Raw genomic sequence first — 19,388 nt, 5'->3', positions numbered from 1 at the left:
CGATGAGCAATCCCTTTGACAACGAAGACGGTTCCTTTTTCGTGCTGGTGAACGACGAGGGCCAGCACTCCCTCTGGCCGACGTTCGCCGAGGTGCCCGCGGGCTGGACCCGCGTCCACGGCGAGGCCCCGCGCCAGGAATGCCTCGCCTACGTCGAGGAGCACTGGACGGACCTGCGGCCGAAGAGCCTGATCGCCGAAGTCAACGGCTGAGCGGGGGTGTCCAGCCGCTCAATGCGGACGGTTGGACGAGCCTCGGCGAAGGGGACTTTCCCCGCGTGACACGCGGTGAAGGGCGCTTTCCTCGCATCTCATGCGGGGAAAGCGCCCTTCAGCCCCCGCCGCCCCCGATCCGGGCGGTTGGACGAACTCGACGCTCGTCCGGCCGACCGGGAACATCCCTATCCGCGCGCGACGGCCGGTTGAGGCGAAAGGAACTGCCGTGTTCGAGGAGCTCAACGTCGTCAAGGGCTTGGAAATCCACCGGAGGAACCGATTCGACCCGGGGGCCGAACTCCTTTCCCTGATGGCCGAAGGCCCCATCTCCGCCCTGGGCACCGAGGAAGACGGTGAACGGCGGACGGCGTGGCTCGCCACCGGATACGACGAGGTCCGTCAGGTCCTCAGCTCGGACAAGTTCAGCGCGCGGCTGATCTACGGCGGGACCGCGGCCGGGATCGCCTGGCCCGGTTTCCTCACCCACTACGACCCGCCGGACCACACGCGCCTGCGCCGCCTGGTCACCCCGCCGTTCGCCATCCGGCGGATGCAGGGGTTCCGGCCGGAAGTCCGGCAGATCGTCGAAGACACCTTGGACACCATCGAGGACATGGGCGGGCCCACCGACTTCGTCCCGCATTTCGGCTGGGCCGTCGCCACGACGGCGACCTGCGACTTCCTCGGCATCCCGCGCGACGATCAGGCCGATCTGTCGCGCACCCTGCACGCCAGCCGGACCGAGCGGACGGACAAACGGCGCAACGCGGCGGGCAACAAGTACATGCAGTACATGAACAAGGCCGTCGCCCGCGTCCGCCGCGATCCCGGCGACGACCTGTTCGGGGTCGTGGTGCGCGAACACGGTGACGAGATCACCGACGCGGAACTGGCCGGGGTGGCCGCGTTCATCATGGGCGCGGGCGGCGACCAGGTGGCCAGGTTCCTCGCGGCGGGTGCGTTGCTGATGGTCGATTTCCCGGAGCAGTTCGACATCCTGCGGGAACGGCCGGACACCGTCCCGGACTGGCTGGAGGAGCTGAACCGGTACCTCACGACCGACGAGAAGCTTCACCCGCGTATCGCCAAGGAAGACGTCACGATCGGCGGCCGCCTCGTCAAGGCCGGTGACACCGTCACGTGCTCCCTGCTGGGGGCCAACCGCGCGAACTTCCCGGCACCGGAAGACGAATTCGACATCACGCGGGAGAAGTCGCCGCACGTCTCGTTCGGGCACGGGATCCATCATTGTCTCGGCAGGCCGCTGGCGGAGATGGTGTTCCGGGAGGCGATTCCCGCGCTGGCGAGGCGTTTCCCCAAGCTCAGGCTCGCCGAGCCCGAGCGCAAGCTCAAATTCGGCCCGCCCCCGTTCGACGTGGAAGCCCTGCTGCTCGACTGGTAGCGCCGGAAACCTGAGGAGAATCATGGTAGTTCCCTTGCCGCATCAGCGGATCCGGCTCGATCCGGCGCCGGAGCTCTCCGCGTTGCAAAAAGAAGGTCCCCTGCACCGGTACGACACGGAGACGGGGCTGAACGGCCGCAGGCAATGGTTGGTCACCGGATACGACGAGGTGCGCGAGATCCTCGCCGACGCCACCCGGTTCAGCTCGATGCGGCCGGTCGACGACGAGGCGGACCGGGCCCATCTGCCGGGCATCCTGCAGGCCTACGACCCGCCCGACCACACCCGCCTGCGTGGCACGGTGGCCGGGGCGTTCAGCGTCCGCCGGATCGAGCGGTTGCGGCCCCGGGTGGAGGAGATCATCGAAGAGGGCCTGGACGATCTGGAGAGCATGGGCTCGCCGATCGACTTCGTCCGGTACGCGGGCTGGCCCATGCCGGCGCTCATCGCGTGCGAGTTCCTCGGTGTCCCGCGCGACGACCAGGCCGATCTGTCGCGGATGATCCGCGACAGCCGGGAAAGCCGGATCCCCAAGCAGCGGGCCCAGTCGAGCCTCGGTGTCGTCAACTACTGCGAGAAGCTCGCGGCCCGCGAACGCCGTGATCCCGGTGACGAGCTGATCGGGTTCATCGCGCGTGAGCACGGCGACAAGGTCAGCGACGAGGAACTGTCGGGGCTCGCAGAGGCGATCCTGATCGTGGCCGTCGAGCAGATGGCCGCCCAGCTGGCCATGGCGGTGCTCCTGTTCGCGACGAACCCGGCCCAGCTTTCGCTGCTGCGCGAACGGCCGGAGCTCGTGGACAGCGCGACCGAGGAGGTCTTGCGCTTCCCGACGATCGTCGAGGCCCCTTCGCCGCGGACGGCGCTCGTCGACCTGGACATCGCCGGATACGAGATCCACGCCGGTGACGTGCTGACCTGCTCGATGCTGGCGGTCAACCGCACGCTCGGCGACAAGTTCGACATCACGCGGGAGAACAGCCCGGGGCATCTGGCCTTCGGGCACGGCATCCACCACTGTGTCGGCGCCCCGCTGGCCAGGCTCGAACTGCGGGTCGCGCTGCCGATCCTGGCCCGGCGGTTCCCCGGCCTGCGGCTGGCGGTGCCGGAGGAGGAGCTGCGGTTCGTGGCCGGCAAACCCGCGCCGTTCAACATCGAGGAGCTCCCCGTTGAGTGGTGAGGACACGCGTCCGCTGCACATTCGCAGACAGGACCTCGATCCGGCCGACGAACTGCGTGCCGCCGGACCGCTGTCGAAGGTCACGGTGGGCACCGGCGCGGACGCCGAGACCATCTGGATGGCGGCGGGGCACTCCGTCGTGCGCCAGGTTTTGGGCGACCACAAGCGCTTCAGCACCCGGCGCCGGTGGCACGAGCAGGACGAGGTCGGCGGGGAGGGCATCTTCCGGCCGCAGGAGCTGGTCGGCAACCTGATGGACTACGACCCGCCCGAACACACCCGGATGCGGCAGAAGCTGACGCCGGGGTTCACGCTGCGGAAGATGCGGCGCATGGAGCCGTACATCGAGCAGATCGTGTCCGAACGGCTCGATGCCATGGAGGACGAGGGTTCTCCCGCCGATGTGATCGAACTCGTCGCCGACGAGGTGCCGGGAGCCGTGCTGTGCGAACTGATCGGGGTGCCCCGTGACGACCGCGCCATGTTCCTCAAGCTGTGCCACGGACATCTCGACGCCTCGCTGAGCCAGCGGAGACGAGCGGCCGCGGGGGAGGCGTTCTCCCGCTACCTGCTGGCGATGATCGCCAGGAACCGCGAGGAACCCGGCGAGGGGCTGATCGGGGCGGTCGTCGCCGAACACGGTGACGAGGCCACCGACGAGGAGCTGAGAGGCTTCTGCGTGCAGGTGATGCTGGCCGGTGACGACAACATCTCCGGCATGATCGGCCTCGGCGTGCTGGCGTTGCTGCGGCATCCCGATCAGCTCGCCGCGGTGCGGGGCGACGGGCAGGCGGCGGACCGGGCGGTCGACGAGCTGATCCGGTATCTCACCGTGCCGTACGCCCCGACCCCCCGGACGGCGATGGAGGACGTCGCCATCGGGGACGAGGTGATCAAGGAGGGCGAGACCGTGCTGTGTTCGCTCCCCATGGCGAACCGCGATCCCGCGCTGGTGCCGGATCCGGACCGGCTCGATCTGACCCGCGAGCCCGTGCCGCATGTGGCGTTCGGGCACGGGATCCACCACTGTCTCGGCGCTTCGCTGGCGCGGCTCGAACTGCGCACGGTCTTCACGTTGCTGTGGCGGCGTTTTCCCGGCCTGAGGCTCGCGGATCCCGAGAAGGACACCATGTTCCGCCTCACCACACCGGCCTACGGGCTCACGAGCCTGATGGTCGAGTGGTGAGTGAAGGTGTCGCGAAAGCCACTTTCGCGACGCTGGATGTCCCGAAAGTGGCTTTCGCGACATGGCGGCACGACCCGAGGAAGCCGCTCACCTGTCCGTGAAGGCCTCCTTCCCTACTCTGAAGGTAGGGAAGGAGGCCTTCACTACCTTCGCCGACGAGGCTCGTGAAGAGGCCGTGCCCGACGCTTTTGCTTATCTCTCAGAAGAACCCGAATCACTCACGTACGCACCCAGCGTCCATGGCGGCGCTGGACGTCCCGCCCGATCGCGGATGAAGATTGCGGCGCGGCCCCGGGCCGGACCGCGATTCCTGGTCTATGAAGGAGCTTCCACTCGGTATGGAGCACGCAATCGACGAGGTCGCGCCGGCCGTGGAGCCGACCGCGAACTACATGATGAGGACGCACTGCGACCCTCACGAGGACATGTTCACGTTGCGGGAGAAGGGCCCCTTGGTCCGGATTCTCGGTGACGCGTCCACGCAGCTCGGCAAGGGCTATGTCTGGCAGGCACTCGGGTACGACGTCGTGCGCAAGATCCTCGGCGACCACGAGAACTTCACGACGCGCCCCCGGCTGACCGAGGCCGAAGCCGAACGGACGACCAACGGCGAAGACGTTCCCATGGCACCGCAGTTCGTCGGGCAGATCTCGACCTACGACCCGCCCGAGCACACGCGGCTGCGCCGGATGCTGACGCCGGAATTCACCGTCCGGCGGATCCGGCGGCTGGAACCGGCGATCCAGGAACTCATCGACGAACGTCTTGACGAGGTCGAGGCCGAAGGCCAACCCGCTGACGTACAAGGACTTTTCGCCGATCCGGTGGGCGGCGGTGTCCTTTGTGAACTGCTCGGCATCCCGCGCGACGACCGCAACGAGTTCATCCGCCGCATCCGGCGCAACGTCGACCTCAGCCGCGGATTCAAGGCGAGGGCCGCCGACAGCGCGGCGTTCAACCAGTATCTGCTCGGTCTCATCACCCGCCAGCGCAAGGATCCCGACGACGGTTTCCTCGGCATGCTGGTGCGCGAACACGGGGACAACGTCACCGACGACGAGCTGAAGGGCCTGTGCACGGCGCTGCTGCTCGGCGGTGTCGAGACCGTCGCGGGAATGCTGGGCTTCGGGGTGCTCGCGCTTCTGGATCACCCCGAACAGAAGCAGTTGCTCTTCGAAGGCCGTGAGCAGGCGGACCGGGTCGTCAACGAACTGCTGCGCTATCTCTCGCCGGTGCAGCAGCCGAATCCGCGGATGGCGCTCCGGGACGTCGTCGTCGGCGGACAGCTGATCAAGGCGGGGGATTACGTCCTCTGCTCGATCCTGATGGCCAACCGCGACGAAGCGCTGACGCCGAACCCGAACGTTCTCGACGCGCGGCGCCCGCCGGTTTCCGACGTCGGATTCGGGCACGGCATCCATTACTGCATCGGCGCCGCGATCGCGAGGTCGGTGCTGCGGATGGCGTATCAGTCGCTGTGGCAACGATTCCCCGGGCTGCGCCTGGCGGTGTCCAACGACGAGGTCAAGCTCCGGAACGCGTTCATCGACTGCCCGGATCAGTTGCCGGTCACCTGGTAGAGGGGAAGCGCAATGCGCGTGTTGTTGTGGGCGTGTGGATCACGCGGCGACGTCGAACCGCTGGTCGCGTTGGCGGCGCGGTTGAAGGAATCCGGCGCGGAAGTGCGGGTGTGCGCGCCGCCGGACAGCGCCGAACGGCTGGCCGAGCTCGACGTGCCGCTGGTGCCGGTCGCCCGGCCGGAGCGCGGGATGAACGACGGCGAGGGACGGGACCCCGAGCTCGCGGCCGCCGGGATCGCCGATCAGTTCGACCAGATGCCCGCCGTCGCCGAAGGCTGCGACGTCGTGGTGGCGACCGGCCTGCTGTCCGGCGCCGTCGCGGTGCGGTCGGTGGCCGAGAAGCTCGGAATCCCGTACTACTACGTCGCTTTGTGCCCGATCCACCTCCCGAGCCACCTCGAAGCGCCGCAGCGGGAGATGTACAACCAGGGCGCCGACGGCCTCTTCGGCGACGCGCTCAACGCCAAGCGTGCCGAGATCGGCCTGGCGCCGGTGAAGAACCTCTTCGACTACTGCTCCACCGAAAAGCCCTTGCTGGCGGCGGATCCGATCCTCGCGCCGCTGGCGCCGCGGCACGAAGCCGTGCAGACCGGCGCGTGGATCCTGCCCGACGAGCGGCCGCTTCCCGCGGACCTGGAGGCGTTCCTCGCCGCCGGAGCGCCGCCGGTGTACGTCGGTTTCGGCAGTTCGTCCGGCACCGCCGACGCGGCGAAGGTGGCCATCGAGGCCATCCGCGCGAAGGGCCACCGCGTGATCCTTTCCCGCGGCTGGGCCGGTTTGGACCTGCCCGAGGACGAGGCCGACTGCTTCGCCGTCGACGAGGTGAACCTGCAGGAGCTGTTCCGCCGGGTCGCCGTCTCCATCCACCACGACGGCACCGGCACGACCCATATCGCCACCCGGGCGGGCTCCCCGCAGATCATCGTGCGGTCGATCGTCGGCCAGCAGTACTACTCCGACCGGGTCGCCGAGCTGGGGATCGGGGTCGCCCTGGAGGGGCCGGCGCCGAGCTTCGAAGCCATGTCCGCCGCGCTCACCACGGCACTGGATCCCGAGACCCGGGCCAAGGCGATCGAAGTCGCCGAGACGACCAGCGCCGACGGGACCACGGTGGCCGTGGACCTGCTGCGTGACGCGGTCAGCCGCGAAAAGCCGTCGGTTCCCGCCTGAACCGCGCCGAAACGAAGAGATCGGGGAATTACGTGAAGCGCGTGTTGCTGGCGACGTCCGGAAGCCGCGGAGACGTCGAACCGCTGGTGGCGTTGGCGGTGCGGCTGCGGGAGGCGGGGGCCGAGGTGCGGATGGCCGCGCCGCCGGACTCCTCCGAGCGGCTGGCCGAGGTCGGTGTCCCGCTGGTGCCGGTCGGGCAGTCGACCCGCACGGCGATCAAGGACGCGAAGCCGCCGTCGCCCGAGGACGGGCCGCGGCTTTCGGCCGAGGCGATGGCCGTCCAGTTCGCCGAGGTCCCGGCCGCCGCCGAGGGTTGTGACGTCGTGGTGACGACCGGGATGCTGGCCACCGCGGTCGCCGTCCGGTCGGTGGCCGAGAAGCTGGGCATCCCTTACTACTACGGGTTCTACTGCCCGCGCTTCATCCCGTCGCCGCACTACGCGCCGCCGCCTCCGCTGGGCGAGCCGCCCGCGCCGGCGGGGGCCGACAACCGCGCGTTGTGGGAGCGCAACAGCCGCAGCGCCCTCAGGCGGTTCGGCGAGCCGCTCAACGCCCAGCGGGCCGCGATCGGCCTGCCGCCGGTCGAGGACGTCTTCGGCTACGGCTTCACCGATCACCCGTTGCTCGCGGCCGACGCGTCGCTGGCCCCGCTGCAGCCGACGGATCTCGACGTCGTCCAGACCGGCGCTTGGACACTGCCCGACGTGCGGCCGCTTTCCGCGGAGCTGGAGGAGTTCCTCGCCGCGGGTCCGCCGCCGGTGTACGTCGGTTTCGGCAGCATGCGCGCCCCTGAGGAGGCCGCCAAGGTCGCCGTCGAAGCGGTGCGCGCCCACGGACACCGCGTGATCCTTTCCCGTGGCTGGGCCGATCTGGCGCTGATCGACGACCGGAGCGACTGTTTCGCGGCGGGGGAGGGCAACCAGCAGTTGCTGTTCGGCCGGGTCGCCGCGGCCGTCCATCACGGTGGCGCGGGGACGACGACCACGGCCACCCGGGCGGGTGTTCCGCAGGTCGTGGTCCCGCAGATCGCGGACCAGCCGTACTTCGCGGGCCGGGTGGCCGAGCTGGGCATCGGCGTGGCGCACGACGGCCCGACGCCGACCTTCGAATCCCTGTCCGCCGCGCTCGAGACGGCGCTCGCCCCGGAGGTCCGGGAGCGGGCGGCGGCCGTGGCGGGCACGGTCCGCACCGATGGGGCCGCCGTGGCCGCGAAATTCCTCCTCGACGCGGTCGACCGCGTTTCCGTCTGAAACTCAAGGGATACGAAATGCGTGTGTTGTTGTCGACGACCGGACTCCGCGGCGACGTCGAGCCGGTGGTCGCGCTGGCGGTGCGGTTGCGGGAACTCGGCACCGAGGTGCGGGTATGCGCGCCGCCGGACACCGTGGAGCGGCTGACCGAGTTCGGCATCGAGGTCGTCCCGGTCGGGCAGTCGTTGCGCGCCATGATGGAGGGGATGGCGGAAGGGCCGGAACCCCGGCGTCCCGCCGACGAGCTCGCCGAGCAGTTCGACGCGGTCCCGGCGGCCGCCGAGGGCTGTGACGTGGTGCTGGCGACCGGCGTCCTCTCCGCCGCCATCGCCGTGCGGTCGGTGGCGGAAAGCCTGGGCATCCCGTACTTCTACGCCGCCTACTGCCCGATCTACCTGCCGTCGCCGTACTACCCGCCGCCGCTGTCGCGGGGCGACGGACGGCCGCCGGAGGAGGCGATGGACGACAACCGGGCGCTGTGGGACTTCTACACCGACGTCTTCTCCCAGCGCTATGCGGACGCGCTCAACGGCCGTCGCACAGAGCTCGGCCTGGCGCCCGTGGGGAACCTCGTCGAATACGGCTTCACCGAGCGGCCCTGGATGGCGGCGGATCCGGTCTTGGCCCCGCCTCGGCCGGAACTCGGCGCCGTCCAGACCGGCGCGTGGATCCTGCCCGACGAGCGGCCGCTTCCCACGGACCTGGAGGAGTTCCTCGCCGCGGGTCCGCCGCCGGTGTACGTCGGTTTCGGCAGCACGCCCGAGATCGCGGACACGGTGAAGCTGGCCGTCGAGGCGATCCGGGCGCAGGGACACCGGGTGGTGCTCTCCCGTGGTTGGGCGGACATGGCGCTTCCCGACGACGGAGCCGACTGTTTCGCCGTCGGTGAGGTGAACCTGCAGGCGTTGTTCGGCCGCGTCGCCGCCGTCGTCCACCACGCCGGCGGGGGTACGACGACCGTGGCCGCGCGGGCGGGCGTCCCCCAGGTCGTCCTGCCGCAGATCACCGATCAGCCGTACTTCGCCGAGCAGGTGGCCGCGTTGGGCATCGGTGTGGCGTTCGAGGAGTTCGGCCCGGCCCCGACCTTCGGCTCGCTGTCCGCCGCGCTCGTCACCGCGCTCTCCCCGGAGACCCGGGCCCGGGCGAAGGCCGTCGCGGGCACGCTCCGCGGCGACGGGACGACCGTGGCCGCGGAGCGCCTGCGCGCCGCCGTCGGCCGCGTTTCCGTTTGACCATCAACCGACCAGGGTGAGGAACATGTCCGATCTGGCTGCAGCACCGCACGAGAACCGGCAGATGGCGCAGTGGTTCGGCGCCGACGCCGAACGGTACGACCGCGCCCGGCCCACCTATCCCGAGGCACTGGTCGACCGGATCGTCTCGTTGAGCCCCGGCAAGAGCTTCGTGGACGTCGGCTGCGGGACCGGTCTCTCGTCCCGCCCGTTCCAAGCGGCGGGATGCACGGTGCTCGGTGTCGAACCGGACGCGCGGATGGCGGAGGTCGCCCGCAGGCGCGGGCTCGACGTCGAAGTCGCCAAGTTCGAGGACTGGGACCCGGCGGGTCGCACCTTCGACGCGGTCACTTCGGGGACCGCGTGGCACTGGGTCGACCCGTTCGCGGGCGCGGCCAAGGTGGCGGACGTGCTCGTTCCCCAGGGGCTGATCGCGTTGTTCGACAACGGGTTCGAACTCCCGGAAGCCGTCATGACGGCGCAGGGGGAGGCGTACCGGCACGCGATGCCGGACGTGAAGTTCGAGCCACCGTCCAAAAAGGACGAAGACGTCGAAGAGTACGTCGAGCAGATCTACGCCAAGCAGTACGTGAAGGCGGCCGAAGGCATCCTCCGCACCGGCGCGTTCACTCAGCCGGAGGAACTGCGCTTCGAGTGGTCGCGCGTCTGCACCCGGGACGAATGGCTCGACCAGATCCCGACCCAGGGCGGGCTCAACCACCTCGCGGAAGACGCGCGTGCCCGGTTCCTGGCGTACCTCGGCTCGGCGATCGACGAGATCGGCGGCTCGTTCACCATCAACTACGCCACGGTCGGCATCGCCGCGGTCCGGCGCTGAAGCATCCAGGGGATACGAAATGCGCGTGCTGTTTTGGTCGTACGGAACCCGCGGCGAGATCGAACCGCTGCTGGCACTGGCACTCCGGTTGCGCGAGCAGGGCGACGAGGTACGGATGTGCGCCCCGCCGGACTACACCGCGCGGCTGGCCGAGGCCGGCGTGCCGCACGTCGTCGTCGGCAAGCCGGTGCTCGAAGAGGCGGGCGCGCTGGGCGGACCGCCCGAATCGCCCGAGGCCGCGATCGCGGGGATCGCCGAGCAGTTCGAGAAGATCCCGGCGGCCGCCGAGGGCTGTGACGCGGTGGTGGCGACCGGGCTGCTGTCGGGCGCGATCGGTGTCCGTTCGGTGGCCGAGAAACTGGGCATCCCGTACTTCTACGTCGTGCCTTCGCCGGTGCTCGTGCCGTCGCCCGAACACCGGGGGATGTACAACAACGGCGCCGACGGCATGTTCGGCGGCGCGCTGAACGAACTGCGCGCCACGATCGGCCTCCCGCCGGTGAAGAACCTGTACGACTTCAGCAGCACCGACAAACCCTTCCTGGCGGCGGATCCCCTCCTGGCCCCGGCCGACGGCGGTGTCCGGACCGGTGCTTGGATCCACCCTGACGATCGGCCGCTTTCTGCTCGGCTGGAAGCGTTTCTCGCCGCGGGCGAGGCGCCGGTGTACGTCGGCTTCGGCTGCTCGCCCGCCCCCGCCGGCATCGCCAAGGTGGCCGTCGAGGCGATCCGCGCGCAGGGCCGCCGGGTCGTGCTTTCCACCGGCTGGGCCGGTTTGACGCTGCCCGACGACGGCGCCGACTGTCTGGCCGTCGGTGAGGAGAACCTGCAGGCGCTGTTCGGCAGAGTCGCCGCGGCCGTCCATCACGGCGGCACCGGGACGACGCATGTGGCGGCGCTGGCCGGCGTTCCGCAGATCGTGGTCCCGCAGATCGCGGATCATCCGCATTTCGCCGCCAAGGTGGCCGAACTGGGCATCGGCGTGGCACACGACGGCCCGAACCCGACGGTCGATTCGTTGGCCGCCGCGCTCGTCACCGCGCTGGCGCCGGAAACCCGCGCCCGAGCGAAGGCCGTCGCCGGCACGATCCGCACAGACGGCACGACGGTGGCCGCACAGGCGCTGTCCAGGCTCGTCGGTTGAAGCGCGACAAGGCGGTGACCAAAATCAGCACCATGCCTCCACGCCGGCTGCTGGCGATCTCCCCGCATTTGGACGACGCGGTCCTTTCCTTCGGCGCCGGTCTCGCCCAGGCGGCGCGGGACGGCGCGGAAGTACTCGTCGACACGGTCTTCGCCGGAACGGCGCCACCTCCGTATTCCGCGGCGGCGGAGCGTATGCACGCGGTCTGGGGTCTTTCCCCGGAGGACGACGCGCCCCTCCATCGCCGGAACGAGGACATCGCCGCGCTCGCCCATCTCGGGCTGGCGTACCGGCACGGCCGGTTCCTCGACTCCATCTACCGGAGGCTGCCGGACGGCCGATGGCTCACGGATCACGTGGAGGGCGGGCAGAAGCTCGCTTTGGCCCAGGATTCACCGGGCGATGACGGTCTCGTCGCCGAGATCAAGGACGACATCGAGGCGATCGTCGCCGAATTCGAGCCGACGCTGATCGTCACGTGCGCGGCCGTCGTGGACCATCCCGACAACCTGGCCACCCGTGACGCCGCGTTGTCCGCCGCGCGTGCGATGAACGTTCCGATACGGCTGTGGGAAGACCTCCCGTATTCGATGTTCACTCCGGGAAAGGTCGAATTACCGCCCGGTTTCCACCTCGGGGATTCCGAATTCGTTCCCGCGACCGCGGAGAATTGGAAACGGAAGAACGAAGCCGTGGAGTGTTATTCTTCCCAGCTGACGATGCTCAACGGCCGGAACAAGAATCTCTTCGCGAGGCTGGACGAGCACGCGCGGAAGAACTCACCGCGGGGCGGATTCGGCGAAACCATCTGGCCCGTTCTCGTCGACGAAGACAACGGTTAAGCGAGGTACCGGAGTGTCCGCAACACTCACTCATCTGCCGTCACCATCATTATCGGACGCCCCCGAGGGCGTGCGCGGCCGCTGGGCGTTCTGGCGTTCGCCCGCCGATCAGCCGCCGTGGGCGCGTCCGGCGCTGCTGGGCATCGCGTTCGTGGCGCTGGTCCTCTACGCCTGGAACCTGCCGAGGGTCGACTTCGCGCCGCTGTACTCGGACACGGCCAAGAGCATGTCCGAGAGCTGGAAGGCGTTCTTCTACGGCACCGTCGACCCGGGAGCCACGTACACGCTCGACAAACTCGCCGGATCGTTCGCGCCGCAGGCCATCTCGGCCAAGATCTTCGGCTATCACGAATGGTCGCTGGCGCTGCCGCAGGTGATCGAGGGCGTGATCTCGGTGCTGGTGATGTACCGGGTCGTGCGGCGCTGGGCGGGAGTGGTGCCCGGCCTGCTCGCCGCCGGTGTCTTCACCCTCACGCCGGTCCTCGCGTCGATGTTCGGGCACAGCATGCAGGACGGCCTGCTCACGATGTGCCTGGTCCTCGCCGTCGACGCCTACCAGCGTGCCGTGCTCGAGGCGCGGCTGAAGTGGCTGGTGATGGCCGGCGTCTGGGTCGGGATCGGCTTCCAGGCGAAAATGGTGCAGGCGTGGATGATCCTGCCCGCGCTGGCGATCGGCTATCTGCTCACCGCCCCGGTCGAGCTGCGCCGCCGCGTGACGCATCTGGGCATCGCCGGTGTGGTGACGCTGGCGGTGTCGCTGTCGTGGATCGCGCTCTACACCTTCACCCCGGACAGCGCGCGGCCGCATGTCAGCGGCACCACGAACAACAGCGCGTTCGCCATGGTGTTCGGCTACAACGGTCTCGGCCGCATCGGCGTCCACCTGCCCGGCGCCGAGGACCCCAACGGCCGCGGCGGCCTGCCGTCGCTCGGCCCGGGCGGTCCCGGCGGCGGACCCGGTGACTTCCCCGGCGGCCCTGGCGGCCCTGGTGGTCCCGAGGGCGGTCCTGGTGACGGCCCCGGTGGCGGCCCTGGCGGGCCGGAAGGCGGCCCCGGGGATCCGCAAGGCCCCGGTGGCGGTCAGGGTCTCGACGAGAACGGGAACTTCGGGACCAAGCACCAAGACGAGCAGAACGGGAACCTCGGCCCGAAGGCCGACGGCGACCAGCCGCTCGGTCCTGGCGGCCCGCAGCCTGATCAGTCCAAAGTGGAGACACGGGCGGATCCGATGGGGGCGACCAAACTCCTCGACGGTCACCTCGGTGTCGCGATCGCCTGGCTGTTCCCGCTCGCCCTGCTGTCGCTGCTGTGCGGGCTCTGGTGGTGGCGCCGCGCCGAACGCACCGACCCGGTGCGCGGCGGGCTGGTGATGTGGGGCGTCTGGCTGGTGACCTTCCTCGTCGTCTTCAGCGCGAGCGACGTCGCGCACACCGCGTACGTCGCCTCGCTCGCTCCCGCGATCGCCGCCCTTTCCGGGCTCGGCATCGTGACCTTCTGGCGCGCGTACCGCAACGGCGGCAGGCAGGGCTGGATTCTGCCGATCGCGATCGCCGCGGAACTGGCCTGGGGCGCCTGGCTGTGGTCCCATTACCCGAACTTCCTGCCGTGGGCCAAATGGGGCACGCTCGTGCTCGGCGTCGCCGCCCTCGTCGTGCTGATCCTGGCGCGAATGCGGGAAAGCGCGTCGAAATCCCTGGTCACGGCGGCGCTCGTGCTCGGGGTCGTGGCGATGATCGCCGCGCCCGCCACCTATGCCTTCTCCGTACTCCATCCCGATTACTCCGGCAGCTCTTTCGACGCCAATGCCGGACCGGCGTCCGGCTCCTTCTGAGGCGGGCCGGTGTCGTTCTCAACGTCTGCGGAAGTCTCCGCCGGCCGGAAAGGAAATCTGCCGATGCAGGAATCGCTCGACTCCACCGAGGTCCACCGTCGTTTCCAGCTGATCGCCAACGGCCCCGCGCTGTTCAACGCGGTGGTGTCCGGCATCGAGCTGGACATCTTCGACTTCCTGGAAGAACGCGGCGGTGCCGACGCCGCGGCGCTCGGTGAGTTCACCGGCCTGGAGCCGCACAAGGTCCGCGTGCTGATGCTCGCGCTGACCACCTCGGGCCTGATCGAGAAGCGGGGCGTCGACTATGTGAACCACCCGGTCGCGACCGAACTGCTCGCCACGACCGGGCCGGAGAGCTGGCAGCACATCCTGCTCAGCTGGAAGACCATCTACTACCCGGCGTTCGCGCGGATGACCTCCGCGCTGCGCGCTGGCACCAACGAGGCCCTCGACGCCCTCGAGGGCCCGGGCGACACGCTGTACGCGCGGCTCGGCAACGACCCGGAGAAGGCGCGGATCTTCTACACGGCGATGTCGGCGTTCTCGCTGCAGACGATGCCGGGACTGCTGGAGCACATCGACGTGAACTCGTCGCGGCATCTGCTCGACGTCGGCGGCGGTGACGGCACCACGGCGGCGGCCCTGCTGAAGGCCAACCCCGGCCTCAAGGCCACCCTTCTCGACCTGGCCAGCAGCGTGGCGCTCGCCGAACAGCGGGTGCCCGCCGAGGTCACCGACCGGCTCACCCTGCACCCGGCCGACCTGCTGACGGACCCGTTCCCCGGCGGCACCGACCACGCCTTGTTCAGCCACGTCCTCGACACCTTCACGGCCGAGCAGTGCGTGATGTTGCTGGCGAAGGCGTACGAGGTGCTGCCGTCCGGCGGGAAGATCTCGATCTACGGTTTCGCGGCCGCGGACGACGAGACCGGCGGCCCGCTTTCGGCACGGCTTTCGTTGTACCTCAACATTCTCGCCACCGGGCGGGGGATGGCCTGGCCGGTGGCCGAGGCCGCGGCGTGGCTCAAGTCGGTCGGATGCGTCGACGTGCGCTCGGTCGAGTTGCCGTTCGAGCACGCGCTGGTGACCGGTACGAAGCCCTGACCGACGGCGGTTGGTGTCGCGAAAGCCACTTTCGGGACGTCAGACGTCGCGAAAGTGGCTTTCGCGACATGCCTCGTTTCGCCAGAGGTACATGAAGGCCCCCTTCCTTGCGCTAGACGCAGTGAAGGGGGCCTTCATGTACTTCCCGAGGGGCCGGTCGCGGGTGCGGGAAGGTTGCGAAAGCCACTTTCGCAACCTTCAACGTTGCGAAAGTGGCTTTCGCATCACGGATCTCGGGACCCGACGCAACCCAGACCGGCCGGAATGGGCTGAAGGGGCCCATCGCCGCATCAGACGTGGCGATGGGCCCCTTCACCCCAGCCGCAGCACCCACCAGCACCCGACGCACGAAAAAGCCCCCATCCTCACCAACGGATGGGGGCTTTTCGCAGGAAACGCTCAGGCAAGCCGCGGCTTGATCAACGCCGCGAGCCGCGCGACGCCCTCTTCGATCAGTTCCGGCGTGAGCAGGCTGATCGAAAGCCGGAGCTGGTGGAATCCGCCCTTGCCGCCGTAGAAGTGGTGCATCGGGGTGAACAGCACGCCGTGTTCGCGGGCGGCGGTTTCGAGCAGTTCGTCGTCGACGACGAACGGAACCGTGACGGTGACGAAGAAACCACCCGTCGGCGTGTTCCAGCTGACGCCCTCGCACGAGCCGAGCCCGCGCGCCAGCGCGTCGAGCGTCAGCCGCAGGTTCCGTTGGTAGATGGCGATTTCCCGCGCGTTGGCCTTGGTGAGGCTGAAGTCGTTGAGCAGGAGCTTCCCGGCGATCACGGCTTGGGCGATGGGGGAGGTGTTCACCGTGAGCATGCCCTTGAGCTTCGAAAGCTGGTCGGCGAACAGGCCGCCGTCGGCCATCCGCTGGTCGGCCACCGCGAAACCGACCCGGGCGCCGGGCATCCCGGTCTTGGCGAAGGAACCGAGGTAGACCACGGATCCCGACCGGTCGAGGGATTTCAGCGAGGGCAGCCGCTCGGAGCCGAACAGGCCGTACGCGTTGTCCTCCAGGAGCAGGATGCCGTTCGATTCGGCGACGTCGAGGAGCCGGTGGCGCGAAGGCAGGTCCATGCTGGTGCCGGTGGGATTGGCGAAGTTGGGGGTCACGTAGCAGGCGCGCACCCGCTTGCCCTGCTCGTCGGCGCGCTTCAGCTGGAGGACAAGGTCGTCCGGATCGATGCCGTTCTCGTTCGACCGCACCGGCCACACGGGAGTGTCGGTGAGCAGCGCCGCCCCGGTCAGGCCGACGTAGGTGGGGGCGGGGGCGAGCAGCACGTCGCGCTCGCCCGCCCGCAGCGTGCGCAGGACCAGGAACATCGCCTCCTGCGCGCCCACCGTGATGACGACGGATTCCGGGGCGGCGTCGATGTTCTCGTCTTCGGCGAGGTTCTTGGCGATGAGATCGGCGATGACGCCCTTGGTGGTGCCGTATTGGAAGAGCGTGCGCGTCACCACGGCCTCGTCCATTTTCCGGTCGCGCCGGAGATGGTCGCAATAGGCGTCGAGGTAGGTGTGAATGAGTCGTATGTCGAAGAACTCTTCATACGGCCGGCCTGCCGCCATGGAAATGGCCACAGGGTATTCGTCGATCAGTTCGTTCAGCAGGTTCATCGACGAGATGGCCGGATCGGTGAGCGATCCGTGCAGCGTTTCCACGTTCAAGTGAGTGGACAGACCGTTTGAATCCATGAATACTAGGATTTCCACAGTCCGTCGGAGTGTCAAGAAGAGACGGTGGACGCCCCTTTTCCGGGAATTGTCCATTGCCGATGCTCTTTGACACCGGATCTTTCGAAGGTACGGTCGGATCCGCGCCACGTCTTGGCGCAGCAGCCCTTTTCCCTCAAGGAGCATCATGCTGATGACAACCGAGAACGGGATCCGGTTGTCCTACAACGATTGTGGCGACGGTCCGCCGGTCCTTCTGCTGACCGGCACCGGTGCGCCGAGTTCGGTGTGGGACCTGCATCAGGTGCCCGCGCTCCGCGCCGCCGGTTTCCGGGTGATCACGATGGACAATCGCGGGATCCCGCCGAGCGACGACGGCGCGGACGGATTCACCATCGATGACCTCGTCGCGGATGTGGCCGCCCTGATCGACTATCTGGACGCGGTGCCGTGCCGGATCGTCGGCACGTCGATGGGTTCCTATATCGCGCAAGAGGTCGCGCTCGCCCATCCGGAACTGCTGGAATCGGTCGTGCTGATGGCCGCCTGCGGCAAGAGCAGTCTCGTCCAGCGCGAGCTCGCCGAGGGTGAGGCGAAGCTGATCGAGCAGGGCATCGAGCTGCCGCCGGGTTTCCTCGCCGCGGTCCGCGCCATGCACAACCTGGGGCCCGCGACGCTCGCCGACGACGATCTCACCGGAGACTGGCTCGATCTGTTCGCGGCGGCGGGATCCTGGGGCCCGGGTGTCCGGTCGCAGCTGCTGCTGAGCGCGTTGCCGGATCGCCTCGCTTTCTACCAGGAGATCAAGGTGCCCTGTCACGTCGTCTCGTTCGAGCACGACCTCGTGGCGCCACCGGCGGCCGGTCTGGAGCTGGCTTCCGCGATCCCCGGCGCGACCTACCGCACGATTCCCGAGTGCGGGCATTTCGGCTACCTGGAGAACCCGGAAGCGGTGAACCGCGAGCTGATCCGGTTCCTCCGCACCGAATCGTCCGAGACACTGGGAGAGACCGTATGACCGTCCTTTCGGCGGCCACGACCCCCGCCCTGTTCGAGGCGACCGCAGCCGTGCTGCCGGATCGGCCGGCGGTGGCGATGGACAGCACCACCCTCACCTACGCCGAGCTGAACGGCGAGGCCAACCGGCTCGCCCGGCGGCTTGTCGCGCACGGCGTCGGCCCGGAGCGGCTCGTCGCGCTGGCGATGCCGAGGTCGATCGAGTTCGTCATCGCGATTCTGGCCGTGCACAAGGCGGGCGCGGCGTACGTGCCGGTCGATCCGGACTATCCGGAGGAACGCAAGCGGCAGATGCTGGACGACGCGGCGGCGCACTGCCTCTTGTGCCTGCCGGGGCAGGACGTGACCGGTGCCCCCGTCATCCTGAGCGTGGCGCGGGAGCCTGGCCGGGAAGAGCCGAACCTTAGCGACGAGGACCGGATCGGTCCGTTGCGTCCCGGCCATCCCGCGTACGTCATCTACACCTCGGGCTCGACAGGGCGGCCGAAAGGCGTGCTGGTCACGCATCGCGGGATCCCGAACCTGGCCGACGACTACGTGCGCCGTCAGGAACTGGGGCCCGACAGCAGGTTGCTGGCCTTCGCCTCGCCCAGCTTCGACGCCGCGGTCGCCGAATTCTGGCCGATCTGGCAGGCGGGCGGTTGTCTCGTCCTCGCTTCCGCGCCGGATCTGGTGCCCGGTGAGCCCCTCTCCCGGCTGGTGCGCGACCAGCGGATCACCCATGTCACGTTGCCGCCGTCGGCGCTGGCGCCGCTGGAGGAGGCGGGCGGCCTGCCCGCCGGGCTGACGCTCCTGGTCGCCGGCGAGGCGTGCCCGGCCCCGGTCGCGAAACGCTGGGCCGTGGACCGCGTGATGATCAACGCCTACGGTCCGACCGAGACCACGGTGGCGGTCACCGCGAGCGAGCCCTTGACCGGGGAGGAGACGCCGCCGATCGGCAGGCCGATCACCGGTGTCCGTACCTATGTCCTGGACGACCGGCTGCGCCCCGTGGAGGACGGCGACGTCGGCGAGCTGTACGCGGTGGGGCCCGGTCTCGCCCGCGGCTACCTCCGGAGAGCGGCCGCGACCGCGGAACGGTTCCTGCCGGATCCCTTCGGTGGCCCGGGCGGGCGTATGTACCGCACCGGAGACCGGGTCCGGACGCGTCCGGACGGTCAGTACGTCTTCGTCGGCCGGGTCGACGACCAGTTGAAGGTGCGCGGCCACCGGATCGAACCGGGCGAGGTCGAAGCCGCCCTGCTGGCGGTGGACGGCGTGGCCCAGGCGGTGGTGACCGAGCACGAGAACAGGCTCGTCGCCTATGTGGTCGGTGTCGGCGGCGAACGCGTGCCCACCGAAAAACTCCTGACGCCGCTTCGTGAACAGCTGCCCGGATATCTGGTGCCCGACGTGGTCGTCGGTCTGCCGAGCCTGCCGGTCTCACCCAACGGCAAGATCGACCGGGTCGCCCTGCCCACTCCCGAAGAGGAGCACGCCGGACGCGCGGCCGGGCGGGCGCCGCTCACCCCCACGGAGATCATCCTCGCCGAGCTGTTCGCCGAAGTGCTCGGCGTCAGCACCGTCGGGGTGGAGGACAGCTTCTTCGAGATCGGCGGCCATTCGCTGCTCGCGACTCGCCTCGTGAGCCGGGTCCGCGAACGCTTGAAGATCCGGCTGAGGGTGCAGGCGTTCTTCGACGCCCCGACAGTGGCTCGGCTCGCCAAGGTGCTCGACGGCGCACACACCTGAC

16 protein-coding genes are annotated in these 19,388 nt (G+C 69.1%); 15 read left to right on the top strand and 1 reads right to left on the bottom strand.

Annotation, left to right across the window (positions count from 1 at the left end; translation table 11 throughout):
• Nucleotides 1-2: 2 nt before the first annotated feature.
• The 13 genes from AMK34_RS32095 (at nt 3) to AMK34_RS32035 (ending at nt 14,974) form a co-directional block, all read left to right on the top strand.
• Nucleotides 3-212: an MbtH family protein gene (locus AMK34_RS32095; RefSeq protein WP_037346390.1), complete on the top strand. Its 210-nt coding sequence runs from the start codon at nt 3-5 to the stop codon at nt 210-212.
• Nucleotides 213-441: 229 nt separating this feature from the next.
• Nucleotides 442-1,617 carry a cytochrome P450 gene (locus tag AMK34_RS32090; RefSeq protein WP_038518273.1) on the top strand — a complete coding sequence of 392 codons (1,176 nt, stop codon included), beginning with the start codon at nt 442-444 and terminating at the stop codon, nt 1,615-1,617.
• 22 nt (nt 1,618-1,639) lie between these two features.
• Entirely contained in the window at nt 1,640-2,797 is a 1,158-nt protein-coding gene (locus tag AMK34_RS32085; RefSeq protein ID WP_038518271.1) for a cytochrome P450, read from the top strand.
• Nucleotides 2,787-3,983, top strand: a complete 1,197-nt coding sequence (locus AMK34_RS32080) for a cytochrome P450 (protein ID WP_073847845.1) — start codon at nt 2,787-2,789, stop codon at nt 3,981-3,983. Before AMK34_RS32085 ends, AMK34_RS32080 begins: the two co-directional genes overlap by 11 nt.
• Nucleotides 3,984-4,321: 338 nt before the next feature.
• Nucleotides 4,322-5,563, top strand: coding sequence for a cytochrome P450 (locus AMK34_RS32075; RefSeq protein WP_073847844.1), 1,242 nt, complete (start codon nt 4,322-4,324; stop codon nt 5,561-5,563).
• 12 nt (nt 5,564-5,575) lie between these two features.
• Complete coding sequence (locus AMK34_RS32070) at nt 5,576-6,733, top strand: glycosyltransferase (RefSeq protein WP_073847843.1); 1,158 nt, start codon at nt 5,576-5,578, stop codon at nt 6,731-6,733.
• A gap of 32 nt (nt 6,734-6,765) precedes the next feature.
• Nucleotides 6,766-7,983 carry a glycosyltransferase gene (locus AMK34_RS32065; RefSeq protein WP_073847842.1) on the top strand — a complete coding sequence of 406 codons (1,218 nt, stop codon included), beginning with the start codon at nt 6,766-6,768 and terminating at the stop codon, nt 7,981-7,983.
• A gap of 17 nt (nt 7,984-8,000) precedes the next feature.
• On the top strand, nt 8,001-9,215 hold the full coding sequence (locus AMK34_RS32060; RefSeq protein WP_073847841.1) for a glycosyltransferase: 1,215 nt from the start codon (nt 8,001-8,003) through the stop codon (nt 9,213-9,215).
• 25 nt (nt 9,216-9,240) lie between these two features.
• On the top strand, nt 9,241-10,053 hold the full coding sequence (locus tag AMK34_RS32055) for a class I SAM-dependent methyltransferase (protein WP_038518254.1): 813 nt from the start codon (nt 9,241-9,243) through the stop codon (nt 10,051-10,053).
• A gap of 19 nt (nt 10,054-10,072) precedes the next feature.
• Nucleotides 10,073-11,197, top strand: coding sequence for a glycosyltransferase (locus tag AMK34_RS32050; RefSeq protein ID WP_073847840.1), 1,125 nt, complete (start codon nt 10,073-10,075; stop codon nt 11,195-11,197).
• A 32-nt stretch (nt 11,198-11,229) separates the two neighbouring features.
• Entirely contained in the window at nt 11,230-12,039 is an 810-nt protein-coding gene (locus AMK34_RS32045) for a PIG-L deacetylase family protein (RefSeq protein ID WP_073848013.1), read from the top strand.
• Between the two features lie 13 nt (nt 12,040-12,052).
• Nucleotides 12,053-13,870 carry an ArnT family glycosyltransferase gene (locus tag AMK34_RS32040; RefSeq protein ID WP_083650063.1) on the top strand — a complete coding sequence of 606 codons (1,818 nt, stop codon included), beginning with the start codon at nt 12,053-12,055 and terminating at the stop codon, nt 13,868-13,870.
• A gap of 63 nt (nt 13,871-13,933) precedes the next feature.
• Nucleotides 13,934-14,974, top strand: a complete 1,041-nt coding sequence (locus AMK34_RS32035; RefSeq protein ID WP_073847838.1) for a methyltransferase — start codon at nt 13,934-13,936, stop codon at nt 14,972-14,974.
• A 399-nt stretch (nt 14,975-15,373) separates the two neighbouring features.
• Here the strand turns inward: AMK34_RS32035 and AMK34_RS32030 are convergent, their stop codons facing one another.
• Nucleotides 15,374-16,660: an aminotransferase-like domain-containing protein gene (locus AMK34_RS32030; protein WP_073847837.1), complete on the bottom strand. Its 1,287-nt coding sequence runs from the start codon at nt 16,658-16,660 to the stop codon at nt 15,374-15,376.
• 166 nt (nt 16,661-16,826) lie between these two features.
• Between AMK34_RS32030 and AMK34_RS32025 the strand changes: the two genes are divergently transcribed.
• Both AMK34_RS32025 and AMK34_RS32020 read left to right on the top strand, forming a co-directional pair.
• Entirely contained in the window at nt 16,827-17,657 is an 831-nt protein-coding gene (locus AMK34_RS32025; protein WP_038518236.1) for an alpha/beta fold hydrolase, read from the top strand.
• Nucleotides 17,654-19,387, top strand: a complete 1,734-nt coding sequence (locus AMK34_RS32020) for an amino acid adenylation domain-containing protein (RefSeq protein ID WP_073847836.1) — start codon at nt 17,654-17,656, stop codon at nt 19,385-19,387. Before AMK34_RS32025 ends, AMK34_RS32020 begins: the two co-directional genes overlap by 4 nt.
• Nucleotide 19,388: the final 1 nt, after the last annotated feature.

The organism is Amycolatopsis sp. CB00013 (assembly GCF_001905755.1).
Lineage (GTDB): Bacteria > Actinomycetota > Actinomycetes > Mycobacteriales > Pseudonocardiaceae > Amycolatopsis > Amycolatopsis japonica.
The sequence above is the reverse complement of the archived record's forward strand: the minus strand, read 5'-3'. Positions and strand labels throughout refer to the sequence as shown.